Source organism: Streptomyces griseoflavus (assembly GCF_014649995.1).
GTDB lineage: Bacteria > Actinomycetota > Actinomycetes > Streptomycetales > Streptomycetaceae > Streptomyces > Streptomyces griseoflavus.
This window is the reverse complement of record NZ_BMUC01000010.1, coordinates 59,960-79,636: the sequence shown is the minus strand read 5'-3', so window position 1 is coordinate 79,636 and position 19,677 is coordinate 59,960. Positions and strand designations below refer to the sequence as shown.

The 19,677-nt window shown below is 74.3% G+C and carries 17 protein-coding genes; 11 read left to right on the top strand and 6 right to left on the bottom strand.

From position 1 onward, the window contains the following. The first annotated feature begins 75 nt into the window (after positions 1-75). On the top strand, positions 76-1,761 hold the full coding sequence (locus IE172_RS21350; RefSeq protein ID WP_190098880.1) for a tetratricopeptide repeat protein: 1,686 nt from the start codon (positions 76-78) through the stop codon (positions 1,759-1,761). A 93-nt stretch (positions 1,762-1,854) separates the two neighbouring features. Here the strand turns inward: IE172_RS21350 and IE172_RS21345 are convergent, their stop codons facing one another. Continuing rightward, the gene (locus IE172_RS21345) at positions 1,855-2,037 is read right to left on the bottom strand and encodes a hypothetical protein (RefSeq protein WP_229886245.1); all 183 of its coding nucleotides are present in this window, start codon (positions 2,035-2,037) and stop codon (positions 1,855-1,857) included. Positions 2,038-2,175: 138 nt separating this feature from the next. Between IE172_RS21345 and IE172_RS21340 the strand changes: the two genes are divergently transcribed. The 9 genes from IE172_RS21340 (at position 2,176) to IE172_RS21300 (ending at position 13,154) form a co-directional block, all read left to right on the top strand. After that, entirely contained in the window at positions 2,176-2,388 is a 213-nt protein-coding gene (locus IE172_RS21340) for a hypothetical protein (RefSeq protein WP_190098878.1), read from the top strand. A 344-nt stretch (positions 2,389-2,732) separates the two neighbouring features. Further along, positions 2,733-3,635, top strand: a complete 903-nt coding sequence (gene bdeA / locus IE172_RS21335) for a bis(hydroxyethyl) terephthalate hydrolase (RefSeq protein ID WP_190098877.1) — start codon at positions 2,733-2,735, stop codon at positions 3,633-3,635. Positions 3,636-3,845: 210 nt separating this feature from the next. Beyond that, positions 3,846-6,458 carry a helix-turn-helix transcriptional regulator gene (locus IE172_RS21330; protein ID WP_190098876.1) on the top strand — a complete coding sequence of 871 codons (2,613 nt, stop codon included), beginning with the start codon at positions 3,846-3,848 and terminating at the stop codon, positions 6,456-6,458. A gap of 142 nt (positions 6,459-6,600) precedes the next feature. Beyond that, a complete protein-coding gene (locus tag IE172_RS21325; RefSeq protein ID WP_190098875.1) occupies positions 6,601-7,860 on the top strand; it encodes an RsbRD N-terminal domain-containing protein in 1,260 nt (419 codons plus the stop codon). A gap of 397 nt (positions 7,861-8,257) precedes the next feature. Continuing rightward, positions 8,258-9,040 (top strand): ABC transporter ATP-binding protein, encoded by a 783-nt coding sequence (locus IE172_RS21320; RefSeq protein ID WP_190098874.1) that lies wholly within the window; start codon positions 8,258-8,260, stop codon positions 9,038-9,040. Then, positions 9,037-9,840 carry an ABC transporter ATP-binding protein gene (locus IE172_RS21315; protein WP_190098873.1) on the top strand — a complete coding sequence of 268 codons (804 nt, stop codon included), beginning with the start codon at positions 9,037-9,039 and terminating at the stop codon, positions 9,838-9,840. The genes IE172_RS21320 and IE172_RS21315 overlap by 4 nt, the downstream gene beginning before the upstream one ends. Next, on the top strand, positions 9,837-10,733 hold the full coding sequence (locus tag IE172_RS21310) for a branched-chain amino acid ABC transporter permease (RefSeq protein ID WP_190098872.1): 897 nt from the start codon (positions 9,837-9,839) through the stop codon (positions 10,731-10,733). Before IE172_RS21315 ends, IE172_RS21310 begins: the two co-directional genes overlap by 4 nt. Next, entirely contained in the window at positions 10,726-11,871 is a 1,146-nt protein-coding gene (locus IE172_RS21305; RefSeq protein WP_190098871.1) for a branched-chain amino acid ABC transporter permease, read from the top strand. Before IE172_RS21310 ends, IE172_RS21305 begins: the two co-directional genes overlap by 8 nt. Next, positions 11,868-13,154 (top strand): ABC transporter substrate-binding protein, encoded by a 1,287-nt coding sequence (locus IE172_RS21300; protein ID WP_190098870.1) that lies wholly within the window; start codon positions 11,868-11,870, stop codon positions 13,152-13,154. The genes IE172_RS21305 and IE172_RS21300 overlap by 4 nt, the downstream gene beginning before the upstream one ends. 53 nt (positions 13,155-13,207) lie before the next feature. Here the strand turns inward: IE172_RS21300 and IE172_RS21295 are convergent, their stop codons facing one another. Then, positions 13,208-13,690, bottom strand: coding sequence for an MSMEG_6728 family protein (locus IE172_RS21295; protein WP_190098869.1), 483 nt, complete (start codon positions 13,688-13,690; stop codon positions 13,208-13,210). A 104-nt stretch (positions 13,691-13,794) separates the two neighbouring features. Next, positions 13,795-14,838, bottom strand: coding sequence for an L-glyceraldehyde 3-phosphate reductase (mgrA, locus tag IE172_RS21290; protein ID WP_190098868.1), 1,044 nt, complete (start codon positions 14,836-14,838; stop codon positions 13,795-13,797). 143 nt (positions 14,839-14,981) lie between these two features. Between mgrA and IE172_RS21285 the strand changes: the two genes are divergently transcribed. After that, positions 14,982-15,521 carry a snapalysin family zinc-dependent metalloprotease gene (locus IE172_RS21285; protein ID WP_190098867.1) on the top strand — a complete coding sequence of 180 codons (540 nt, stop codon included), beginning with the start codon at positions 14,982-14,984 and terminating at the stop codon, positions 15,519-15,521. Between the two features lie 204 nt (positions 15,522-15,725). On the opposite strand, the gene IE172_RS21280 is transcribed toward IE172_RS21285, so the two are convergent. The 3 genes from IE172_RS21280 to IE172_RS21270 all read right to left on the bottom strand — a co-directional run bounded on the left by IE172_RS21280 (position 15,726) and on the right by IE172_RS21270 (position 19,541). After that, a complete protein-coding gene (locus tag IE172_RS21280) occupies positions 15,726-17,048 on the bottom strand; it encodes a lipase family protein (RefSeq protein ID WP_190098866.1) in 1,323 nt (440 codons plus the stop codon). A gap of 185 nt (positions 17,049-17,233) precedes the next feature. Further along, complete coding sequence (locus IE172_RS21275; RefSeq protein ID WP_190098865.1) at positions 17,234-18,409, bottom strand: S1 family peptidase; 1,176 nt, start codon at positions 18,407-18,409, stop codon at positions 17,234-17,236. Between the two features lie 223 nt (positions 18,410-18,632). Then, on the bottom strand, positions 18,633-19,541 hold the full coding sequence (locus tag IE172_RS21270; RefSeq protein WP_190098864.1) for a hypothetical protein: 909 nt from the start codon (positions 19,539-19,541) through the stop codon (positions 18,633-18,635). Positions 19,542-19,677: the final 136 nt, after the last annotated feature.

The window sequence follows — 19,677 nt, the reverse complement described above, 5'->3', positions numbered from 1 at the left end:
GTTTCGTCCCACGGGACGTTTCGCCGCCGGCGCGGCAGCGGCCGGCCCATCCGCTTCCCCGGGAGGCAGGCACCCATGGACGACTACTACGACCTCGGCCCCTACGGCCGGCCCGTGACGACGTCCTCCGCCGACGCCCAACTCTGGTTCGACCGCGGGCTGATGTGGACGTACGGCTTCAACCACGAGGAGGCGGTCGCCTGTTTCGAGAAGGCCGCCGACGCCGACCCGGACTGCGCCATGGCCCACTGGGGCATCGCCTACGCCCTCGGCCCCAACTACAACAAGCCCTGGGAAGCGTTCGACGGCGAGGAACTCGCCCACACCGTCGAACGCACCCACCGGGCGGTGGAACGCGCGCACGAGAAGGCCGCCCGCGCCACCCCCGTCGAACGGGCACTCGTCGAAGCCCTGCGCGCCCGCTACCCCCAGGCGCGGCCCACCGACGACTGCTCGGTGTGGAACGAGCCGTACGCCGACCGGATGCTCGCCGTGTACGAGAGCGCCCCCGGCGACCTCGACGTGGCCACCCTGTGCGCCGACGCCCTGATGAACCTCACCCCCTGGCGGCTGTGGGACCTCGGGACCGGGCGCCCGGCCGACGGCGCCCGCACCCTGGAGGCCAAGGCCGTCCTCGACGGCGCGCTCTCCACCGACGCCGGCTCCCGGCATCCGGGCGTCCTGCACCTGTACATCCACCTGATGGAGATGTCCCCCACGCCGGAAGCGGCCCTCACCGTCGCCGACCGGCTGCGCGGAGCCGTGCCCGACGCCGGGCACCTGCGCCACATGCCCTCACACCTGGAAGTCCTGTGCGGCGACTACCGCCGGGTCGTCTCGGACAACACCCTGGCCATCGCCGCCGACGACAAGTACCTCCGGCGGGCCGGCGCCATGAACTTCTACACGCTCTACCGCGCCCACAACCATCACTTCAGAATCTACGGCGCCATGTTCGCCGGTCAGTCGAAGGTGGCCCTGGACGCCGCGGCCCGGCTCGAGGAGGCCGTCCCGGAGAAGCTGCTCCGGGTGCAGAGCCCGCCGATGGCCGACTGGCTCGAGGGGTTCCTGGCGATGCGTGTCCACGTCCTGATCCGCTTCGGCCGCTGGGAGGACATCCTGGCGCTGCCGTTCCCCGACGACCCGGAGCTGTACTGCGTGACCACCGCCATGCTGCACTACGCCCGGGGCGTGGCCCTCTCCGCGACCGGCGCCACCGACCGGGCCGAGGCCGAACGAGAGAACTTCCGCGCCGCCGTGGGCCGCGTCCCCGGGACCCGGATGCTCTTCAACAACACCTGCCACGACATCCTCGCCGTCGCGTCGGCCATGCTGGACGGCGAACTCGCCTACCGCAAGGGCGAGTACGACACCGCGTTCGCCGCGCTGGAACGCTCCGTCGAACTGGACGACAACCTGCCCTACGACGAGCCCTGGGGCTGGATGCAGCCCACCCGGCACGCCTACGGGGCGCTGCTGCTGGAGCAGGGCCGCGTCGCCGAGGCCGAGGCCGTCTACCGCGCGGACCTGGGACTGGACGCCACCCTGCCCCGGCCGCTGCAACACCCGAACAACGTCTGGGCGCTGCACGGGTTCCACGAGTGCCTGCTGCGCACCGGCAGGACGGGCGAGGCCCGCATCGTCGCCCGGCAGCTCACGCACGCGGCCGCGCTGGCGGACGTCCCGATCGAGGCGTCCTGCTTCTGCCGCACGCGGACCCGCCGGCCGGCGGACCCCGGGGACGGGCGTCCCTGTCACTGAGCGGTCCGGCCGGCCTTCACGGCCGGCCGGACCGGGGCACTCCGTACCGGGCGGCGAGCCGGTCCGGTGCCGCACCGGCACGCCGTGGGCCCCTCAGTGGGACGCCACGACGGCCTGGAACGACTGCATGCAGGAGAGGCAGTGCCGGTCCGTGGTGTCACGTCGCGGCGACTCCTCCTCCTTGTCCACTCCGCACAGGGTCGAGGTCTTGTCCGGAGTGAGGACATGCCACACCGGCTCCCCCGAAGTGTCTGCACCGCACCACATCTCGTGCATTCCCAGCTCCCTCCGGGTAGGCATGGAGGCCGCTTCCATACGAGCACGGCGCGTTCCCGGATCGCTCGTCCGGCGGGGCAGTCGGGTGACATGCGGTGCCGGGATGCATACCGGAGGCCGCCCCCCGATGCTGGAAGGATGAGGAAGGCGCCGATCGTGGTGCACCCGCCGCTCGGCTCGGGCGGACGCCGGGTGACGGTACGCGGTGAGATCGTCGGCCTCGCGCTCTGCGACCGCGACGTGGTGGAGTTCCTGCGGCGTGCGGGACTGCCCGACGGCGAACGGCTGCTGGACGATCCCGCCTGGGTGAGGTGGGCGGGCGGCCGGGCCCACGTCTACGACGCGGCCTGACCGGACGCCCGCGAGCCACCCCCCGGCTTCTTCCCCGGACCGGAGCGGCGCCGCGTCCCCGCGCCCGGCGGCCACCGTCGGCGCCGACTCCGACGGTGACCGCACCTGCCCGGGTACCCCCGCTTCCTCCCGCCATGCCCTGACGCGGCCGCCTTCGCCCGCGCACGGACGGTGCGGCGCACGAGACCGGTGACATTGCCGGTCCGCACCGGCCACCTCCTCTCCGACAGTGGCACCGCCAGTCCATCGGCGGCGCCCCCGGCCGGGGCACGGTCCCCAACCACGCCACGATCCCGTGCCCCGGCCGGCCGGGCGGTTCGCCGCGACAGAGAGGACCACTCGTCGTGCAGCAGCACCCCCACACCCGCGGACGCACGTCCGGCCGCTTCGCCGGACTGACCGCGGCCCTCGCCGCCGTCGTCGCCCTGACCACCCTCGGCGGCCCCGGCGCCCACGCGGCGGACAACCCCTACGAGCGCGGCCCGGCACCGACCGAATCGAGCATCGAGGCACTGCGCGGCCCCTACGCCGTGTCGGACGTCTCCGTCTCCTCGCTCTCCGTCAGCGGCTTCGGCGGGGGCACGATCTACTACCCGACCAGCACCGCCGACGGCACCTTCGGCGCGATCGCCGTCTCACCCGGCTTCACCGCCTACCAGTCCTCCATCTCCTGGCTGGGTCCGCGCCTCGCCTCCCAGGGCTTCGTGGTCTTCACCATCGACACCAACACCACCCTCGACCAGCCCGCCTCCCGCGGCGACCAGCTCCTCGCCGCGCTGGACTACCTCACCCAGCGCAGCTCGGTGCGCGGCCGCATCGACAGCAGCCGCCTCGGCGTCATGGGCCACTCGATGGGCGGCGGCGGAAGCCTCGAAGCCGCCAAGGACCGGCCCTCGCTCCAGGCCGCCATCCCGCTGACGCCCTGGAACCTCGACAAGACCTGGCCGGAGGTGCGCACGCCCACGCTGATCTTCGGCGCCGACGGCGACACGGTCGCCCCGGTCTCCACCCACGCCGAACCCCTCTACACCGGCCTGCCGTCCTCGCTGGACCGGGCCTACCTCGAACTGAACGGCGCCACCCACTTCACGCCCAACTCGTCGAACACGACGATCGCGAAGTACAGCATTTCCTGGCTCAAGCGGTTCATCGACAACGACACCCGCTACGAGCGGTTCCTGTGCCCGCTGCCGCAGCGGAGCCTGACGATCGAGGAGAGCCGGGGCAACTGCCCGCACACCTCCTGATGCCGTGACACCCGGTGGCGGTCCGCGCGACGGCGCGGGCCGCCACCGGCGTTGTGCCGGTGCACCGCGGGGCGGCGGGCTCCTTGGGCCGCGGCACACTCCGCCGCCCGCCGGACCGGAGAAGACCCGCTGGTGACAGGGCAGTTGAGCCTTCACCCAGAGGGGACGCGTTCCTTCCGCACGACCTTACGCGTCAGTAAGGTCCCGGGAATGACCGGACAGACGACCCTGCGGCAGCGGGTGATCTCCGAGCTGCTGGACACCCTCCGCGCCGACGGCGGCGTCCGTGTCGTGACCGGTGACCCCGGTTGCGGCCGCACGACGTTCCTCGAACACGCCGCACGCCTCTTCCGCGCCGGACCCGTGCGGCACGTACGGCCCCCTGGCGGTCGCGCGGGGGAGGTCCTGTCCGACGCCCTCGCGACGGCCGGCACGGTGCCGCTCCTGGTGTGCGTGGACGACGCCCACCTGTGGGACGCGGCCTCCCGGGCGGCGCTCGGGCAGGCCGCCGCGCGAGCCCGCTCCGCGCGCGTGGGACTGCTTCTCACCGTTCCCGGGCACCGGCCCGTCGACCCGGAGCTGGCGGCACTGCCCGTGCTGCGGCTCGGCCCGCTCACGGCCGGGGACGCGGCGCGGCTGGTGGACGACGCGACGGACGGCGTCGTCCACCCCGCCGTGCGCGAGGACGTGGTGTCGGCGGCGGAGGGCAACCCCGCGCTGCTGCTGGCACTGGTCCACCGGCTCTCGCCCGCCCAGCTCGCCGGCCACCGGGCCCTGCCGCGGCCCCTGGCCGACGGTGAGGTGCTGGCCGCGGTCGCCCGCGGAGGACTTGCCGGGGTACCGCCCGAGCGCGCCGGTCTGCTGCTGACCGCGGCGGCCGCGCTGCGGGCGACGGGGGAGCCGGACGCCGACGCGGACCTCGTCCTGCGGGCCGACGGGACCGGCGCGACGGAGCCGTTGCCCGAGGTGCTGGTCCGGGCCGGGGACCGCATCCGCTTCCGCAGCCCGCTGCTGGGGCGGGCGGTGTACGCGGGCGCTCCCGCCGAGCGACGCCGTGCCGCTCACCGCGCGCTGGCCGGGGCGCTGCCGGACCCCGACGGCGTCCTCGCGCTGCTGCACCGCTCATGGGCCGTCACCCGCGACGCCCCCGCCCTGGCGGACGCCCTGGCCCGCGCGGCGGCGGCCCCGGCTCTCCCACCCGTCCTGCGCCACCGGGCGCTCACCAGGGCGGCCGCTCTCACTCCGGACGACGCGGCGCGGGTCCACCGCTGCACCGCCGCCGCCGGGCAGGCCGTCCTCGCCGGCCACCCGTCCGAGGCCCTGCGCCTGCTCGACACCGCCCGCAGCCGTCCGGCGCCCCCCTCGGCCCGTGGCGGGGCGGAACTCCTGCGCGGCACGGTGCTCCTGGCCGACGGACCGGTGGACGACGCCCGCGAATCCTTCCTGCTCGCCGCGGCACTGCTGGCCGCCACCGACCCGGAGGCCGCCGCCACGGCCACCCTCGGCGCGGCCGACGCGGCCTGGTCCGCCGGCGACCCCGTCACCTGCCTGGATGTCCTCACCCCCGTACCGGTGGCCCCGGTACCGGGCGCCGGTGCCGCCCCGTCCCACGGGGCCGTGCTGCGTGACCACCGGGACGGGATGCGGGCCGTGCTGCTGGGACGGTTCGACCGGGCCGCCGAACCGTTGCGCCGCGTCGTCGGGCGAGGACTGAGCGGCGACGAGCCGGAGCGGCTGCTGCGGTCCGCCTCCGCCGCCCTCATGCTCGGGGACGTGACCACCGCCCGCCGGGCCGGCGCACGGGCCCTCGCGGCGGCCCGCACCCACGGTCGTACCGCCCTCGAACCGAGGGCGCTGGAGTACCTCGCCTACGCCGAACTGCGGGCCGGACACCACCAGCTCGCCCGCACCCACGCCGAGGAGGGCCTGCGCACCGCCGCGCGGACCGGGCAGCGGAACACGGCCGCCCACCACCACGCCGCCCTCGCGCTCGCCGCGTCGATCGAGGGGGAGAAGGAGGTCGTCGCCGAGCACGTCACCGCCGCGCTGCGCACCGCCCGCCGGCACGGCCTCGCACAGGCGGCCGCCCTCGCCCAGTGGGCCGCCGCCCGCGCCGACCTCGGCGCCGGCCGCCCCCGCGAGGCCGCGGACCGGCTCGGCCCCCTGGTGCGGCCCGGTGCGCGGCGCGGCCACTTCGCGGTGTGGATGCTGGCCGTCCCCTGCTTCGTGGAGGCCGCGGCCGTCGCCGGACGGCCCGAGCACGCACGGGCGGTCGTCGAGGACTTCGCCCTGTGGGCCGCCTGCGGGGCCGACCCGCAGGCTCCCGCCCAACTCCTGCGCTGCCGCGCCCTGCTGGCCGCACCGGAAGCGGCCGACGCGCTGTACCGGCGCGCCCTGGAGCGCCACGAGGACACGGCCGGCGACTTCGAACGGGCGCGCACCGAGCTGCTCTACGGCAAATGGCTGCGGCGCAGACGGCGGCTGCGTGAGGCACGGGCCCGCCTCGGCGAGGCGCTGATGGGCTTCGAACGGTGCGGTGCGCACCCGTGGGTGCGGCAGACCGCCGCCGAGCTGCGGGCGGGAGGCGCGGCCCCGGCCGGGGGCGAGGCCGGGACCCTGTCCCGGCTGACGCCGCAGCAACTGCGTATCGCACGGTGCGTCGCCGAGGGCGCCACCAACCGGGAGGTGGCGCTGAGCCTGTCCGTGAGCACCCGCACCGTCGACTACCACCTGCGGAACGTGTTCGCGACGCTGGGCCTGCGATCCCGGGTCGAGCTTGTCCGGCTGGTCGAACACGCGGAAAAGACCGGTGCACAGCTCTAGGGACCGACCGGACGGTATGCCATCCTTCACGGCAGGACGAGTCCGGTGGCGGCCGGTCCATCCGCTCTCCGGCCGGCCGGGCGCCGGCAGGGAGACCGCCGCACGGGCACCGCCGGGAAGCCGACCCTGGGGGAGATGCGCGATGCCACACGCCGTACGGCCACGTACCCTGCTTCGCCCCGGACCCGTGCCGGCTCCGCGTCAGCGGACGCCGCGCATGCGGTCGCTGATCGACGCCGACGCGCTGCGCGTGCTGCACCGGGCGTCGCGCGTCCTGCTGGAGGACCTGCCGCAGCTCACCGACCGGCTGGTCGCGGTACTGCAGGAACAGGAGCCCGCCTACCGCACCGCGGTGGAGGCGGACGCCACCGCGACCTGGCAGGAGGTGCACCGTTCCCTGCGGCACAGCATCTCCTCCCTGCTCGACCCGAGGGGCGCCCGGGACGGGGCGCGCCGATGCTCCTGGCGGATCGGTGCCACGCGTGCCGAACAGGGGCTGCCGCTGGACGCGGTGCTGCACGCCTTCCGGCTGGGCGGCTCCCTGGTGTGGCAGGGCCTGGTCGACGAGACCTCCAGGGCGGCACCGGAGGACGTGCGGCTGCTGGTGCACGTGGCGTCCGACGTGTGGGACTTCGTCGACGAGCACTGCACGCTCGTCGCGGACGCCTACCGGCAGACCGAGCGGCAGCTGGCGTGGCGCAGGGAGAACAGGGTGCGTCTGCTGGCGGCGGCGCTGCTGGACGGCACGAGCAGGATCGCCGACCTGCCCGAGGCCGCGTCGGCGCTGGGCCTGCCGGAGCACGGGCGCTACCTGGTCGTCGCGGCCGCCGGCGGCAGGCTCGCCGGTTGTCCGGGTGCCCAAGCGGCGCTCGCCCCGGATGTGCGCGTGCACTGGCACACCGGCGCGGACGCCGATTACGGCATCGTTCTGGTCGAGGACGGTGAGGAGTCGATCGTGACGGAGGAACAGCCGCCCGGTACACGGGTGGGGATCGGCAGCGCGGTGGAGGGACTGGCCGCCGTGGGGGAGGCGCGGCGGCTGGCGGACACCGCGCTGACCCTGTGCCCGGAGCCGGGCGGCACCGTCCGGCTGACCGAGCACCTCCCGGCGGCGCTGGTGGCGTCGAGCCCCGAACTCGGCGCCGCGCTCACCGAGCGTCTCCTCGGCCCGCTGGCCCACCTCGAACCCGCCGACGCGGAGGTCCTGCTGGACACCCTGGCCACCTGGCTGGCCTGCGACGGCTCGGCGCAGCGGGCGAGCCGTCGCCTGTACTGCCACCGCAACACCGTCCTCAACCGCCTGCGCCGCTACGAACAGCTGACGGGCCGCTCCCTCTCCCGCCCCTCCGACCTCGTCGAGGTCAGCCTCGCCCTCACCGCCCGCACCCTCCTCAACCGCTGACCACCCCCCTCCAGGGGCGCGGGGAACTGCGCAAGCGGGGTCCGGGGGCGCAGCCCCCGCGGACGGGACGGGAAGGGGCGGCGGGGGCGACAACCTCCTACGACGCCCCCACCACAGAACCCCCGTCGACCGCCGCCACCCCGGCCGCCCACCTGGCCCTGACGCGCAGCCGTACCGCCCCCGCCCTGACGCGCAGCCGTACCGCCCCCGCCCTGACGCGCAGCCGTACCGCCCCCGCCCCCCGCCTGGGCACCCGCACAACCCCCACCCACCCCCGTTGGTACGCCGCAGCGAGCCCCCGCCGAACGCTGTACCGGCCGCTCGCGCCCGTGCTGTCGTGGGCTCCCCTTCCCCCGAAACCGTGCCGCCGCCCGCGGCGCGGTCCCGAGGAGCCGTGATGCCCGAAGCACCACCGGACGGCCTGCCCGCGCTGCACGTCGAGAACGTCGACGTGACGTACGGGCGCGCGCTGTCCGCTCTCCGTTCCGTGTCCCTGACCGTGCCGCCCGGCGCCGTGGTGGCGCTGCTCGGCGCCAACGGCGCGGGCAAGACGACCCTGCTGCGGGCGGTCTCCGGCACGTTGCGCCTGCACCGCGGCGCGGTCACGGCCGGCCGCATCCGCTACGGCGGGACGGTGCTCGACGGCAAGGACCCCGTCGCCGCGGTGCGCGCCGGGGTCGTCCAGGTCCCCGAGGGACGGCGGGTGTTCGCCGGACTCTCGGTCGACGAGAACCTCCGCTCCGGGGGTCTCGGCCTCGGCCGGCGCGGACGCGCCCAGGTCCAGGAGGCCCGCGACCGCGTGTTCGCGCTGTTCCCCCGCCTCGCCGAACGCACCCACCAGGCGGCCGGCCTGCTCTCCGGCGGCGAGCAGCAGATGCTCGCCATCGGCCGCGCCCTGATGGCCGCCCCCCGCCTGCTCCTCCTCGACGAGCCCTCCCTCGGACTCGCCCCGCAGATGGTGTACCGGATCGCCGAGGTCATCCGCGAGATCAACGCCCAGGGCACCGCCGTACTCCTCGTCGAGCAGAACGCCGGGATGGCGCTCTCCCTCGCCGACCACGCGCACGTCCTGGAGGTCGGCGAGACCCGTCTGTCCGGCCCCGCCGACGAACTCGCCCGCACCGACGCCGTCCGCCGCCTGTACCTGGGCGAGTCGGCCGAGGAGCAGGGGGCCGCGTGAACGACCGCACCACCACCGCACCGCCCGTGCTCGAGGTACGGGACGTCACCGTGCGCTTCGCCGGACTCACCGCCCTCGACGGCGTCTCCTTCACCGTCACCCCCGGCTCGGTGCACGCGCTCATCGGGCCCAACGGCGCCGGCAAGTCCACCTGCTTCAACGTCCTGTCCGGCCTGTGCCGCCCGGCCGAGGGCACGGTGACCCTCGGCGGCACCGAACTCTCCCGGCTCGCCCCGCACCGCATTGCCGCACTCGGAGTGGCCCGCACCTTCCAGAACATCGTCACCACCCACGGCACGGTCGCCGACAACCTCATGCTCGGCCGCCACGCCCTGACCCGCGCGGGATTCGCCGCGAGCGCACTGCGCCTGCCGAGCGCCCGGCGCGAACAGCGCGAGCACCTCGACCGGGCCCGCGAGATCGCCGAACTCACCGGACTCGGCCGGCACTTCGACAGCCCGGTCGCCCTGTTGTCGTACGGCGACCGCAAGCGCGTCGAACTCGCCCGTGCCCTCTGCCTGGAGCCGCGCGTGCTGCTCCTGGACGAGCCCGTGGCCGGCATGAACGCCTCCGAACGCGCCCGCACCGCCCAGGTCGTGGGCGAACTCCGCGCCGAACTCGGCCTGTCCGTCGTCCTTGTCGAACACGACATGGGTCTCGTCATGCGTCTGGCCGACGACGTCACCGTGCTCGACTTCGGCCGGCGCATCGCCCACGGCACCCCCGACGAGGTCCGCCAGGACCCCGAGGTGCTGCGCGCCTACCTCGGCACCGACGCGACCGGGGAGGACGCGGCATGACGGTACTTCTCGACAACATCCTCGGCGGACTGGCACTCGGCGCGGTCTACGCGCTGGTCGCCCTCGGCTTCGTCGTCATCTTCAAGGCCTCCGGCGTCCTCAACTTCGCCCACGGCTCCCTGCTGCTGTTCGGCGGCTACCTCGTCGCCGTCCTCCACGACGACCTGGGCTTCGCCGGAGCGCTCGCCCTGGCGGTCCTGACCACGGCCGCCCTCGCCGGCGCGCTCGACCGCTTCCTGCTGCAACGCGGCGGCCAGGACGCCCACTCGGCGCACGTGCAGACCATCGTCACCATCGGCATCGACATCGTCCTGCTCACCGACCTCGCCCGGCGCATCGGCGGCGACCTGCTGACACTCGGCGACCCGTGGGGCGACGCGGTGACCGAACTGGGGCCGCTCACCGTCGCCGACAGCCGGCTCGCCGCGATCGTGGTGTCGGCCGTGGTCATCGGCGGGGTGTTCGCGCTGTTCCGGTTCACCTCCTGGGGGCTGTCCCTGCGGGCCGCGGCCGAGGACCTGGAGGCCGCCGCGCTCATGGGCGTACGGCTCGGCCGGGTCCGCGCGGGCGCCTGGTGCCTGGCGGGCGCGCTCGCCGCCCTCGCGGCGGTGTTCCTCGCCGCGTTCCCCGCACCGGGCCTGGAACGCACCACCGGTCAGATCGCCCTCAACGCCTTCCCCGCCGCGATCCTCGGCGGACTCGCCTCACCGGCCGGCGCCCTCGCGGGCAGCCTGATCATCGGCCTCACCGAGGCGCTCGTCGTCGGCTACCAGTCCGAACTGCACGTCCTCGGCGAGGGATTCGGCGACGTCGCCCCCTACGCCGTGATGCTGCTGGTGCTTCTCGTGCGGCCCACCGGGCTGTTCGGAGCGAAGGGAGCGGCCCGTGTCTGACCGACTCCTCAAAGCCCTGACCCGCCGGCGGGGCAGGCTGCTGCTGCTCGCCGTCGTGCTGTGCCTGCCTCCCTTCTACCTGGACGCCTTCTGGCTGCGCATCGGCCTGTTCTCCATGGCCGCCGCCATCGGCGCCGTCGGGCTGGCCCTGCTCAGCGGCACCGCCGGCCAGCTCTCCCTCGGTCATGCCTTCTTCCTCGCCGTCGGCGCGTACGGCTACGCCTGGTTCGCGGGCGAACCCGGGCCCGGACTGCCACCGGCTCTCGCCGCGCTCCTCGCGGTGCTGCTCGCCGGGGCGGCCGGTGGGCTGTTCAGCCCCGTCGCCGCCCGGGTCAAGGGCATCTACCTCGGGATCGCGACGCTCGCCCTGGTGTTCCTGGGACACCACGTCCTGCTGACCGCGGACTCCGTCACCGGCGGCTTCAACGGCCGCTCCGTGCCCCCGCTCACCCTCGGCGGGTTCGCCTTCGCGGAGAGCGATTCCGAACTGACCGTCCTCGGGGTGCCGTTCGGCGCGGAGGAACGGCTGTGGTTCCTGGGCCTGGCGCTGTTCGCGTTCACCTGGTTCACCGCACGCGGCCTGCTGCGCTCACGCCCCGGCCGTGCGCTGGCCGCCCTGCGCGACAGCGAGACCGCGGCCGCCGTGATGGGCGTCGACGTCGCCCGCCACCGGTCAGCGGCCTTCGTGGTGTCGTCGATGTACGCCGGTCTCGCGGGCGTGCTCCTCGCGCTCGTCTTCCGCCGGGTCGTCCCGGACTACTTCTCCCTGGTGCTCTCCGTCGACTACCTCGCCATGATCGTCATCGGCGGTCTCGGTTCGGTCGCCGGAGCCACCGCCGGCGCCGTCTTCGTCACCGCGCTGCCCCTGCTGATGACCCGCTACGCCGACCAGCTCCCGCTGGTCGCCGCCCCCGGCTCGGCCGAGGGCGCCGTGGGCCCCACCGAGGCCGCCCGCTACCTCTACGGCGCGGCCATCGTCCTGGTACTGCTGTACGCCCCCGACGGTCTGCACGGCCTGGCACGCCGGGCCGGCGACCGCGTACGGCGCCGCCGATCCCGTACTCCCGCCGACCCGACCGACGTCCCCTCGCCCCCGCAGCCGACCGCAGCCGCACGACCCAAGGAGCACACCCCGTGAACACCACGCACCACAGGCCCCGCACCCGGCGCCGCACCGCCGGCACCGTCCTCGCCGGCGCCCTCGTCCTGCTGCTCGCGGCCACCGGATGCAGTTCCAAGGCGGAGGACGGCAAGGGCGGCGGCGAAGCCGCCGACGGTGTCCGCACCGGCCCCGGAATCGGCGCCGACACCATCAGACTGGGCGCCCTCACCGACCTCACCGGCCCCTACGCCACCCTCGGCAAGAGCATCGTGCAGGCCCAGCAGATGTGGGCCGACGAGGTCAACGCCGACGGCGGCATCTGCGACCGCGAGATCGAGATCGTCGTCAAGGACCACGGCTACGACGTGCAGAAGGCCGTCACCGCCTACGCCGACATCGCCCCCGACGTCGTCGCGCTGCCCCAGGTCATCGGCTCCCCGGTGGTCGCGGCGCTCCTCGACGACATCCAGCAGGACAAGGTGCTCACCTTCCCGCAGGCGTGGGCCGCCTCCCTGCTCGGCAAGGAAGCCATCCAGGTGCTCGGCACCACCTACGACGTCGACATGATCGCCGCGGTCGAGTTCCTCACCCGCACCAAGGGCCTGAAGAAGGGCGACACCATCGGCCACGTCTACTTCGAGGGCGACTACGGCGCCAACGCCCTGGAGGGCTCCACCTGGGCGGCCGGACAGGCCGGCCTGAAGGTGACCGGACAGAAGATCAAGGCGACGGACACCGACCTGTCCGCCCAGGTCTCCGCCCTGAGCAAGGAGGGCGTCAAGGCCGTCCTGATCAGCGCCGGCCCCGCCCAGACCGCCTCCCTCGTCGGCGTCGCCGCCTCCCGCGGACTGAAGGTCCCCGTCGTCAGCAGCGCCCCCGGCTTCGCGCCCCAGCTGATGAAGACGCCCGCCGCGCCCGCCCTGGCCGCGATGCTCAGCATCGTGAGCGCCGCGCCCGCCGTCAGCTCCGACCTTCCCGGCGTGCGGCGCATGGTGGCCTCGTACCAGAAGAAGTACCCGGGCTCGCCGGTCGACTCCGGCGTGCTGTCCGGGTACAACGCCGCCCAGCTGATGGGCGCCGACCTGAAGAAGGCCTGCGAGGCGGGCGGCCTCAGCCGCGAGGACGTCGTCAAGGCGCACCGTGCGCAGACGAACGCCGACACCGGCCTCGGCACCCCGCAGAACTTCTCCGACGTCGACCGTCCGGCGAGCGTCAGGACCTATGTGCTCAAGCCCGACGCCAAGGCGGTCGGCGGCGTGGTGAACGCCGAGGACGCGCACGAGGCACCGGGCGTGGAGGACTACCTGTCCGGGCGGTGACGGACGGCGGCCCGGCCGGCCCCGGCGGACCTCAGGGGAGGGGGCCGCCGGGGTCAGTCACCGGCCGCCTCCGGATCGCGGTCGGACGACGGCCACACGTACGGCAGGTCGTCCGGCTCGCCCGGGAACCGCTCCCGGTAGACGTCCGGATCCTTGCGCAGCAGTGCCGAGCGGTGGCTGCGGTGCACGGCTTCCTGCCCGAGCCAGGGCGGCAGCTCACCCGCCTCGGCCAGCTCCCGCTGACCGCGCACCGGCGCACCGGGCCGCACGCCCGCCAGGTCGGCCACGAGGGTGGCGGCGCAGCTGTCCTGGTGGCCCAGGTCGCGCCACACCCGGCAGATGTCCAGGCCGTAGCGGACCAGAGCCTCCTCGTAGCCGGTCCACATGCGCACCGCGGGATGGCGGCGCCACCCGTACCCCGGGACGATCAGACCGCGCAGCACCTGGATCGCCTCGACCCGCTGCTTGCCGAGCCGGCGCCGGTCGAGGACGAGCGCCGACTCCTGGAAGCCGGGGTACGGCAGAAAGGTCTGCATACGTCCGTCCCTGCGGGGCCGGGGGCCGCCGCGCCGTCCGGGCGCGGCTCACCGCACCGCAGTTCCCCGTCCCCGGCGTCCCACACCCCGAGGGCCCGGGCGGATCAGCCCATCGTGCCCAGGCGCGCCTCGCGCCACAGGTCGACGCCGCCCTCGGTGGCGTAGGTGTCGATCTCGGCCAGCTCCTCGGCGGAGAAGTCGAGGTTCTCCAGCGCGGCCACGTTCTGCTCCAGCTGCTCGGTGCGGGAGGCACCGATCACCAGCGAGGTGACCCGCCGGTCCCGCAGCGCCCAGGCGAGCGCCATCTGCGCGAGGGTCTGCCCGCGCCGGGCCGCGATGCCGTTCAGGGCGCGCAGCCGGTCCAGCATCTCCTCGGTCAGCCACCCGCTGTCGAACGACTTGCCCGCCGCCGCCCGGGAGTCGCCCGGCACACCGTCCAGGTAGCGCCCGGTCAGCAGCCCCTGGGCGAGCGCCGTGAACCCGATGACCCCGAAGCCCTCCTCCTGGGCCGCGTCCAGCAGACCGTCCGTCTCGATCCAGCGATTCAGCATGTTGTACGACGGCTGGTGGATCAGCAGGGGAGTGCCGAGGTCGCGGAGGACGGCCGCGGCCTCCCGGGTGCGCTCGGCGTCGTACGAGGAGATGCCCACGTAGAGCGCCTTGCCCTGGCGGACCGCGGTGTCCAGGGCACCCATGGTCTCCTCCAGGGGCGTGGTGGCGTCGAGGCGGTGCGAGTAGAAGATGTCGACGTACTCCAGGCCCATGCGCTTCAGCGACTGGTCCAGGGAGGCCAGCATGTACTTGCGGGAGCCGCCGCCCTGGCCGTACGGGCCGGGCCACATGTCCCAGCCGGCCTTGGTGGAGATCACCAGCTCGTCCCGGTACGGCGCGAGGTCCTCTCGCATCAGCCGGCCGAAGTTGATCTCGGCGGAGCCGTAGGGCGGACCGTAGTTGTTCGCCAGGTCGTGGTGGGTGATCCCCAGGTCGAAGGCGCGCAGGGCGATCTCGCGCTGCGACGCGAAGGACCGGTCGTCGCCGAAGTTGTGCCAGTAGCCCAGGGACAGCAGGGGGAGGTCGAGTCCCGAGCGGCCGGTGCGCCGGTAGCGCATGGTGCCGTCGTAGCGCTCGGGGCGGGCGACGTGGTTCATCGGTGTGTCTCCGGTGGTGCGAGAGGTGGCGTCCCGTGGGATGGTGTGGATCCTTGCCCACACTGCCCCCGAGTGATCCGGAAGTCCAACCGATCCCTTCCATGGAATTCAGCAGTACCGTTTCTGAATCCCCAGGAGGTTCCATGCGCATCCGTACGCTGACCGCCGGTCTGGCCGCGGCACTCGCGGTGTCCGCTCCCGCACTGACCGCACCGTCCGCGGCCGTCCCCTCCGCCCGGGCCGCCCAGCCGCATGCCGCCGACCGGGTGCTCACCTACGACGCGAGGGCCGCCGCGGAGTTCCGGGCCGCCGTCGACCGGGGCGCGGCGATCTGGAACGCGGGCGTCGACGGCGTCGAGCTGCGCCCGGCGGGGGCCGGGCAGCGGGCCGACATCCGGATCGTGACGGACGACGGCTGGCCGCGCTCCCTCCCGGACTCCCTGGGGCAGGGCACCGTCTACATCGGGCGCCAGGCCATCGACCAGGGCCACTCCACGGTCCGCGTCACGGCCCACGAACTGGGCCACATGCTGGGCCTGCCGGACCGCAAGCCCGGCCCCTGCTCCAGCCTGATGTCGGGCGCCAGCGCGGGGACCTCGTGCACGAACGCGTACCCCAGCGCCGCGGAGAAGGCGCAGGTGGAGAAGAACTTCGCGGGAGCCCGCACCGGTGCGTTGATGTGACGATGTGACAACTGAGGCGATCGCCGCTACGGTTGTCACAGGTCAGGGCGAGGGAATCCTCCCGAGCCGGATCGTGCGTTGGTGGTCCAAGGAAAGACGCCCCGCTTCCTGCGGGGAGATGCAGGTGCAAGGCCTGCCCGGCGCTCTGGCCGCGAGCCCCCTCCCGAAGCTTCGGGAGGGGGCTCGCCGCGTTCCCCGCCGGACTCAGCGCTGCACCGGCATGGTCCAGCAGTTGGAGCGCGTCGGCTCGCCCTCGAGCCGGTCGGTCAGCCATTCCACCGCGTCGCCCTGGTCGGTGAGGAGCGGCGCCAGGTGGTTGGTGAGGAGCTTGTCGCCGAGGTTGGGCAGCTGGACGGCCTTGTAGGTCACGTCGCCGCCCTTCTTGCACCAGTCCACGGCCAGTCTGCGCGCCTGCTCGTGGGGGACGATGTCGTCCTGGACGCCGGTGACGACACGGACCGGTCCGGTGGGCCGCATCGTGCCGATGCGCTGCTTGTCCAGGGCCGCCTGGGCGGCCGGCTCCGCGGCGATGATCTCGGCGAGGGACTTCCCGCTCGTGGTCCACTTGGTGCTCTTGGTGAAGCCGTAGCCGAGGATCGCGTCTCCGACGCAGGTGGTCGAGATGTCCTTCAGCGCGGCGCGTCCGGTGGCGTTGACGTTCGCCTCGACGACCCGGCGCAGCTCGGGTTCGGCCTGCGCGAACCCGTTGATCGACCAGCCCAGCGCGCCGGCCAGCGCACTGCCGTCGATGCCCTTCATGACGGCCGTCAGATCGGCGGGCGGCGCCCCGCTGTAGGTGCCGGCGAGCGGTACGTCGGGCGCGTAGGTGCTCTGGAGTTCGGCCGCGGAGGCGCTCGCCCCGCCGCCCTGGCTGTAGCCGTACATGCCCACGCGGGAGGCGGCCGTGACCGACGCGCCCGGAACGGAGCGCGCGACGCGGGCGGCGTCCAGCATCGCGTGGCCCTCGTCGACGCGGTTGACGTAGGTGTGCAGCCGGTCCGTCGCGCCGAGGCCGACGTAGTCGGTGACGACGACGGCCGCCCCGGTGGCGAGCAGCCGGTAGACGGCCAGCGTCTCGTATCCGAACGACACGGTCTGGCCGTTGAGCGTCAGCGGGTTCTGGAGGGCCAGCGAGGGGGCGCACTGGTCGCCCTGGCCCATGGTCCCGGAGCCGACGACCACCAGGGGCCGGGGCCCGGAGCCCTTCCAGGCGGCGGACGGCTCGATGTACGCCCCGGTGACGGCCACCGGCTGCCCCGCCGAGTCGGTGGAGGTGTACATGAGCCGGGTCGCCGTGCCCGGCAGGGTGCGGCCGTCCAGACCGGGCAGGCTCAGGCCGAGGCGCAGCGGCTCGTGACGGACCAGAACGCCGTTGCCCGCGGGGAGTTCGGTGGGAGGGGTGTAGAAGGCCGGGATGGTGACGCCCCGCGAGACCACCGGGTCGGTCGCGGCGGCGGGCGGCGCGGACACGCACACGCAGGCCGTCGTGACGACGACGGTGGTCAGCACGCTGCTGATACGGCTCACGGCTCACTCCTCGCTCTGCTCCAGAAGGTGAAACGTGAAACTAACAGCGCTTGCTTACCGCCGGTAACCCGTGAGTAAGTTACGGCACGGTAACTTTTGTGCCGGGTGCCGGGACGCGGACCCGGGCGCACCGGAACGGGCCCCACCGGTCGTCCGGCGGGGCCCGTTCGCGGTCTGTCGGATGCTCAGGCCGTGTGCAGCCGCAGCCCGTAGCGGTTGAGGATCTCGTTGACCGGCTGGAACCAGGTCTCGCCCCCGCCGGAGCAGTTGCCCCAGCCGCCGGAGGTGACGCCCTGCGCCTGGTCGCCGCTGATGAACGAGCCGCCCGAGTCGCCGCCTTCGGCGCACACGCTCGTCTTCGTCATCTGGTGCACCGCGCCCTGGCTGTAGTTGACGGTCTCGTTCTTGGCGAGCACCCGGCCGCAGTGCCAGCGGGTGGTGGAGCCGGAGCGGCAGATCGACGCCCCGACCGGCGCCTCCGCCGAACCGCGCACGAGCTGGTCCGAGACCGTGCCCCAGCCGAGCACCACCGGCACCGTCCACCAGCCGCTGCCCACGTTCACCCAGGCGTAGTCGTCGCCCGGGAACGAGGAGCCCTGGAAGTTGCCGATGTAGGAGCCGTCCCAGCCCCTGACCTGCTGCCCCGCCCCGCCGCAGTGCCCGGCCGTGACGAAGCCGCCGTGCACCGAGAAGCCTATGGAGCAGCGGACGTTGCCGGTGTAGTAGGGGTCGCCGCCCACGGTTCCGGCGGCGAAGGTCTCGGCCTGCGCGGGCACGGTCCGCACGGTGACCGGACCGGCCTCACGGGCCTCCTCGACGAAGGCTCGGACATCGTTGTCGGACCGTTCGCCGTCGACGACGTTCACGACGACCGTGTTGGCGGCCGGGTCGACGGACCAGCTGCTCACGCCCGCCGGCGCGTCCAGGCGGTCGATGCGGGCCTTGGCCGCGTCCAGCCGCTTCGCGCTGTGCTCGACGGTGCGGACGGCAACGCCGGACGAACGCAGTGCCTCGACCGTGGGCGCGCCGGCGTCCGGAGTGACGGCGACCGTCAGCTTCTCGCCGGCGGCGTCGAACCAGGCGCCGCCGTAGGCCGGTCCCGCGGTCTTCCGTGCCCCGGGCGCCAGATCGGTGGCCCGGCGCTCGGCGGCCAGCCGGTCCTCCGCCTCGGCGCGGGTCAGGCCGAAGTCCCGCTGCATGGCGTCCAGCAGCGCGGTGGAGGCGGGTGCGGAGCCGGTGGCGCGGGCGGCGGGGGAGTCGGGTGCGTCCTGTGCCGAGGCGGGCAGGGTGCCGGCCGCGGTCCAGCTGCCGATCAGGAGCAGGGCGGCGACGCCGGCACGGGTGAGTCTGATGCGTCTCATGGAAGGTTGCCCTTCGTCGTTCCAACAAGGTGGGGGCGGAACAACCGCGGGTGAGAGCGCTCTCACCCGCGAGGTGAGCAGAGCGTAGCGAGGCAGTGGGTGTCAGGTCTATGCCAATGCGCGGAGCAATCGGGCTGACGAGCCGTCAGTCACCCATGGCCGGCCTGTCGTCCCCCCGCCCGGCCTGTCGCCGGACCCCGCCCGGTGCTCCCGGCCCTCCCGTTCAGCGTGCGTCCTGCTCGGCCTGCTCGGCCTCCGCGGCGGCCGCGTCCGCCTCCCGCCGGGCGCGGGCCAGGGAGTCCGCCGCCGTCCGGGCCCGCTTCTCCGCCTCCCGCTGTTCCCGCTCCGCCCGTTCCAGCGCCGCGCGTTCCTCACGGCGCTGCTCCTCCAGCGCGGACACCCGCTCACCGGCCTCCCGATGGAGTTCCCGCGCGGCCGCCAGGGAGGTATCGGCCTCCTCCTGCTCCGCACCCCGGGCACGCAGCCCCTCCTCGGCCGCCCGGGCCGCCTCCCGCGCGCGGGCCAGCCGCTTCGCCCGCTGCTCCGCGAGCCGGTCCTTCCTCCCCGCCGTGACGGACGCGGCACGGGACGCCTGCCGTGCCGGACCCTTCCCGGCGGCCGTCTCCGCCGGGAAGCCCGACGGCGGCGTGAGGGTGCCCTCCACACGGCCCGTGGCCCACAGGCCGGCCGCCTCCGGATCGGCGAGCACGGCGCGCAGGGTCGTCTCGACGTCCCGCCGCACCGGCTCCGACAACGGATGCCCGGCGTCCCGCGCCAGCTCCGCCGCCTGCCGGGACAACTCCGAGACGATGCGCCGCCGCTGGGCCGACAGCTCCTTCAGCCCGCTCGGATCCAGCGTGGCGTGGGCTTCGCGCAGCGCCCGTCCCAGTTCCAGGAACCGTTCCGCCTCGTCCGGCCGGGAGTGCCGGAGCAGGTTCGCCGCCCAGGCCGCGAGGGTGGGGCGGCGGGCGGCGTGGATGCGGCGGGCGTCGCCGGCCCGCCCGGCCGTCCGGGCGGCCGCGGCCCGCTCCTCGCGCCGGGCGACGAAGCCGGACGGCGGCAGCGCGTAGAGCTCGTCGAGGACCGCCTCCACGTCGTCGTCCCCGCCGTCCTTCACGCCCTCGCGCCCCATGATCCTCAGATTCCACCGAACCCGGCGCCCGCGCACGCGGGACGGTGCCGAAGGGGCACCGCCCGGACCGGACCGGGAAACGGCCCGGGGGAGCGCACCGGGCCCCCCGGGCCCGGCAGCCGTCCGGGCAGGCCGT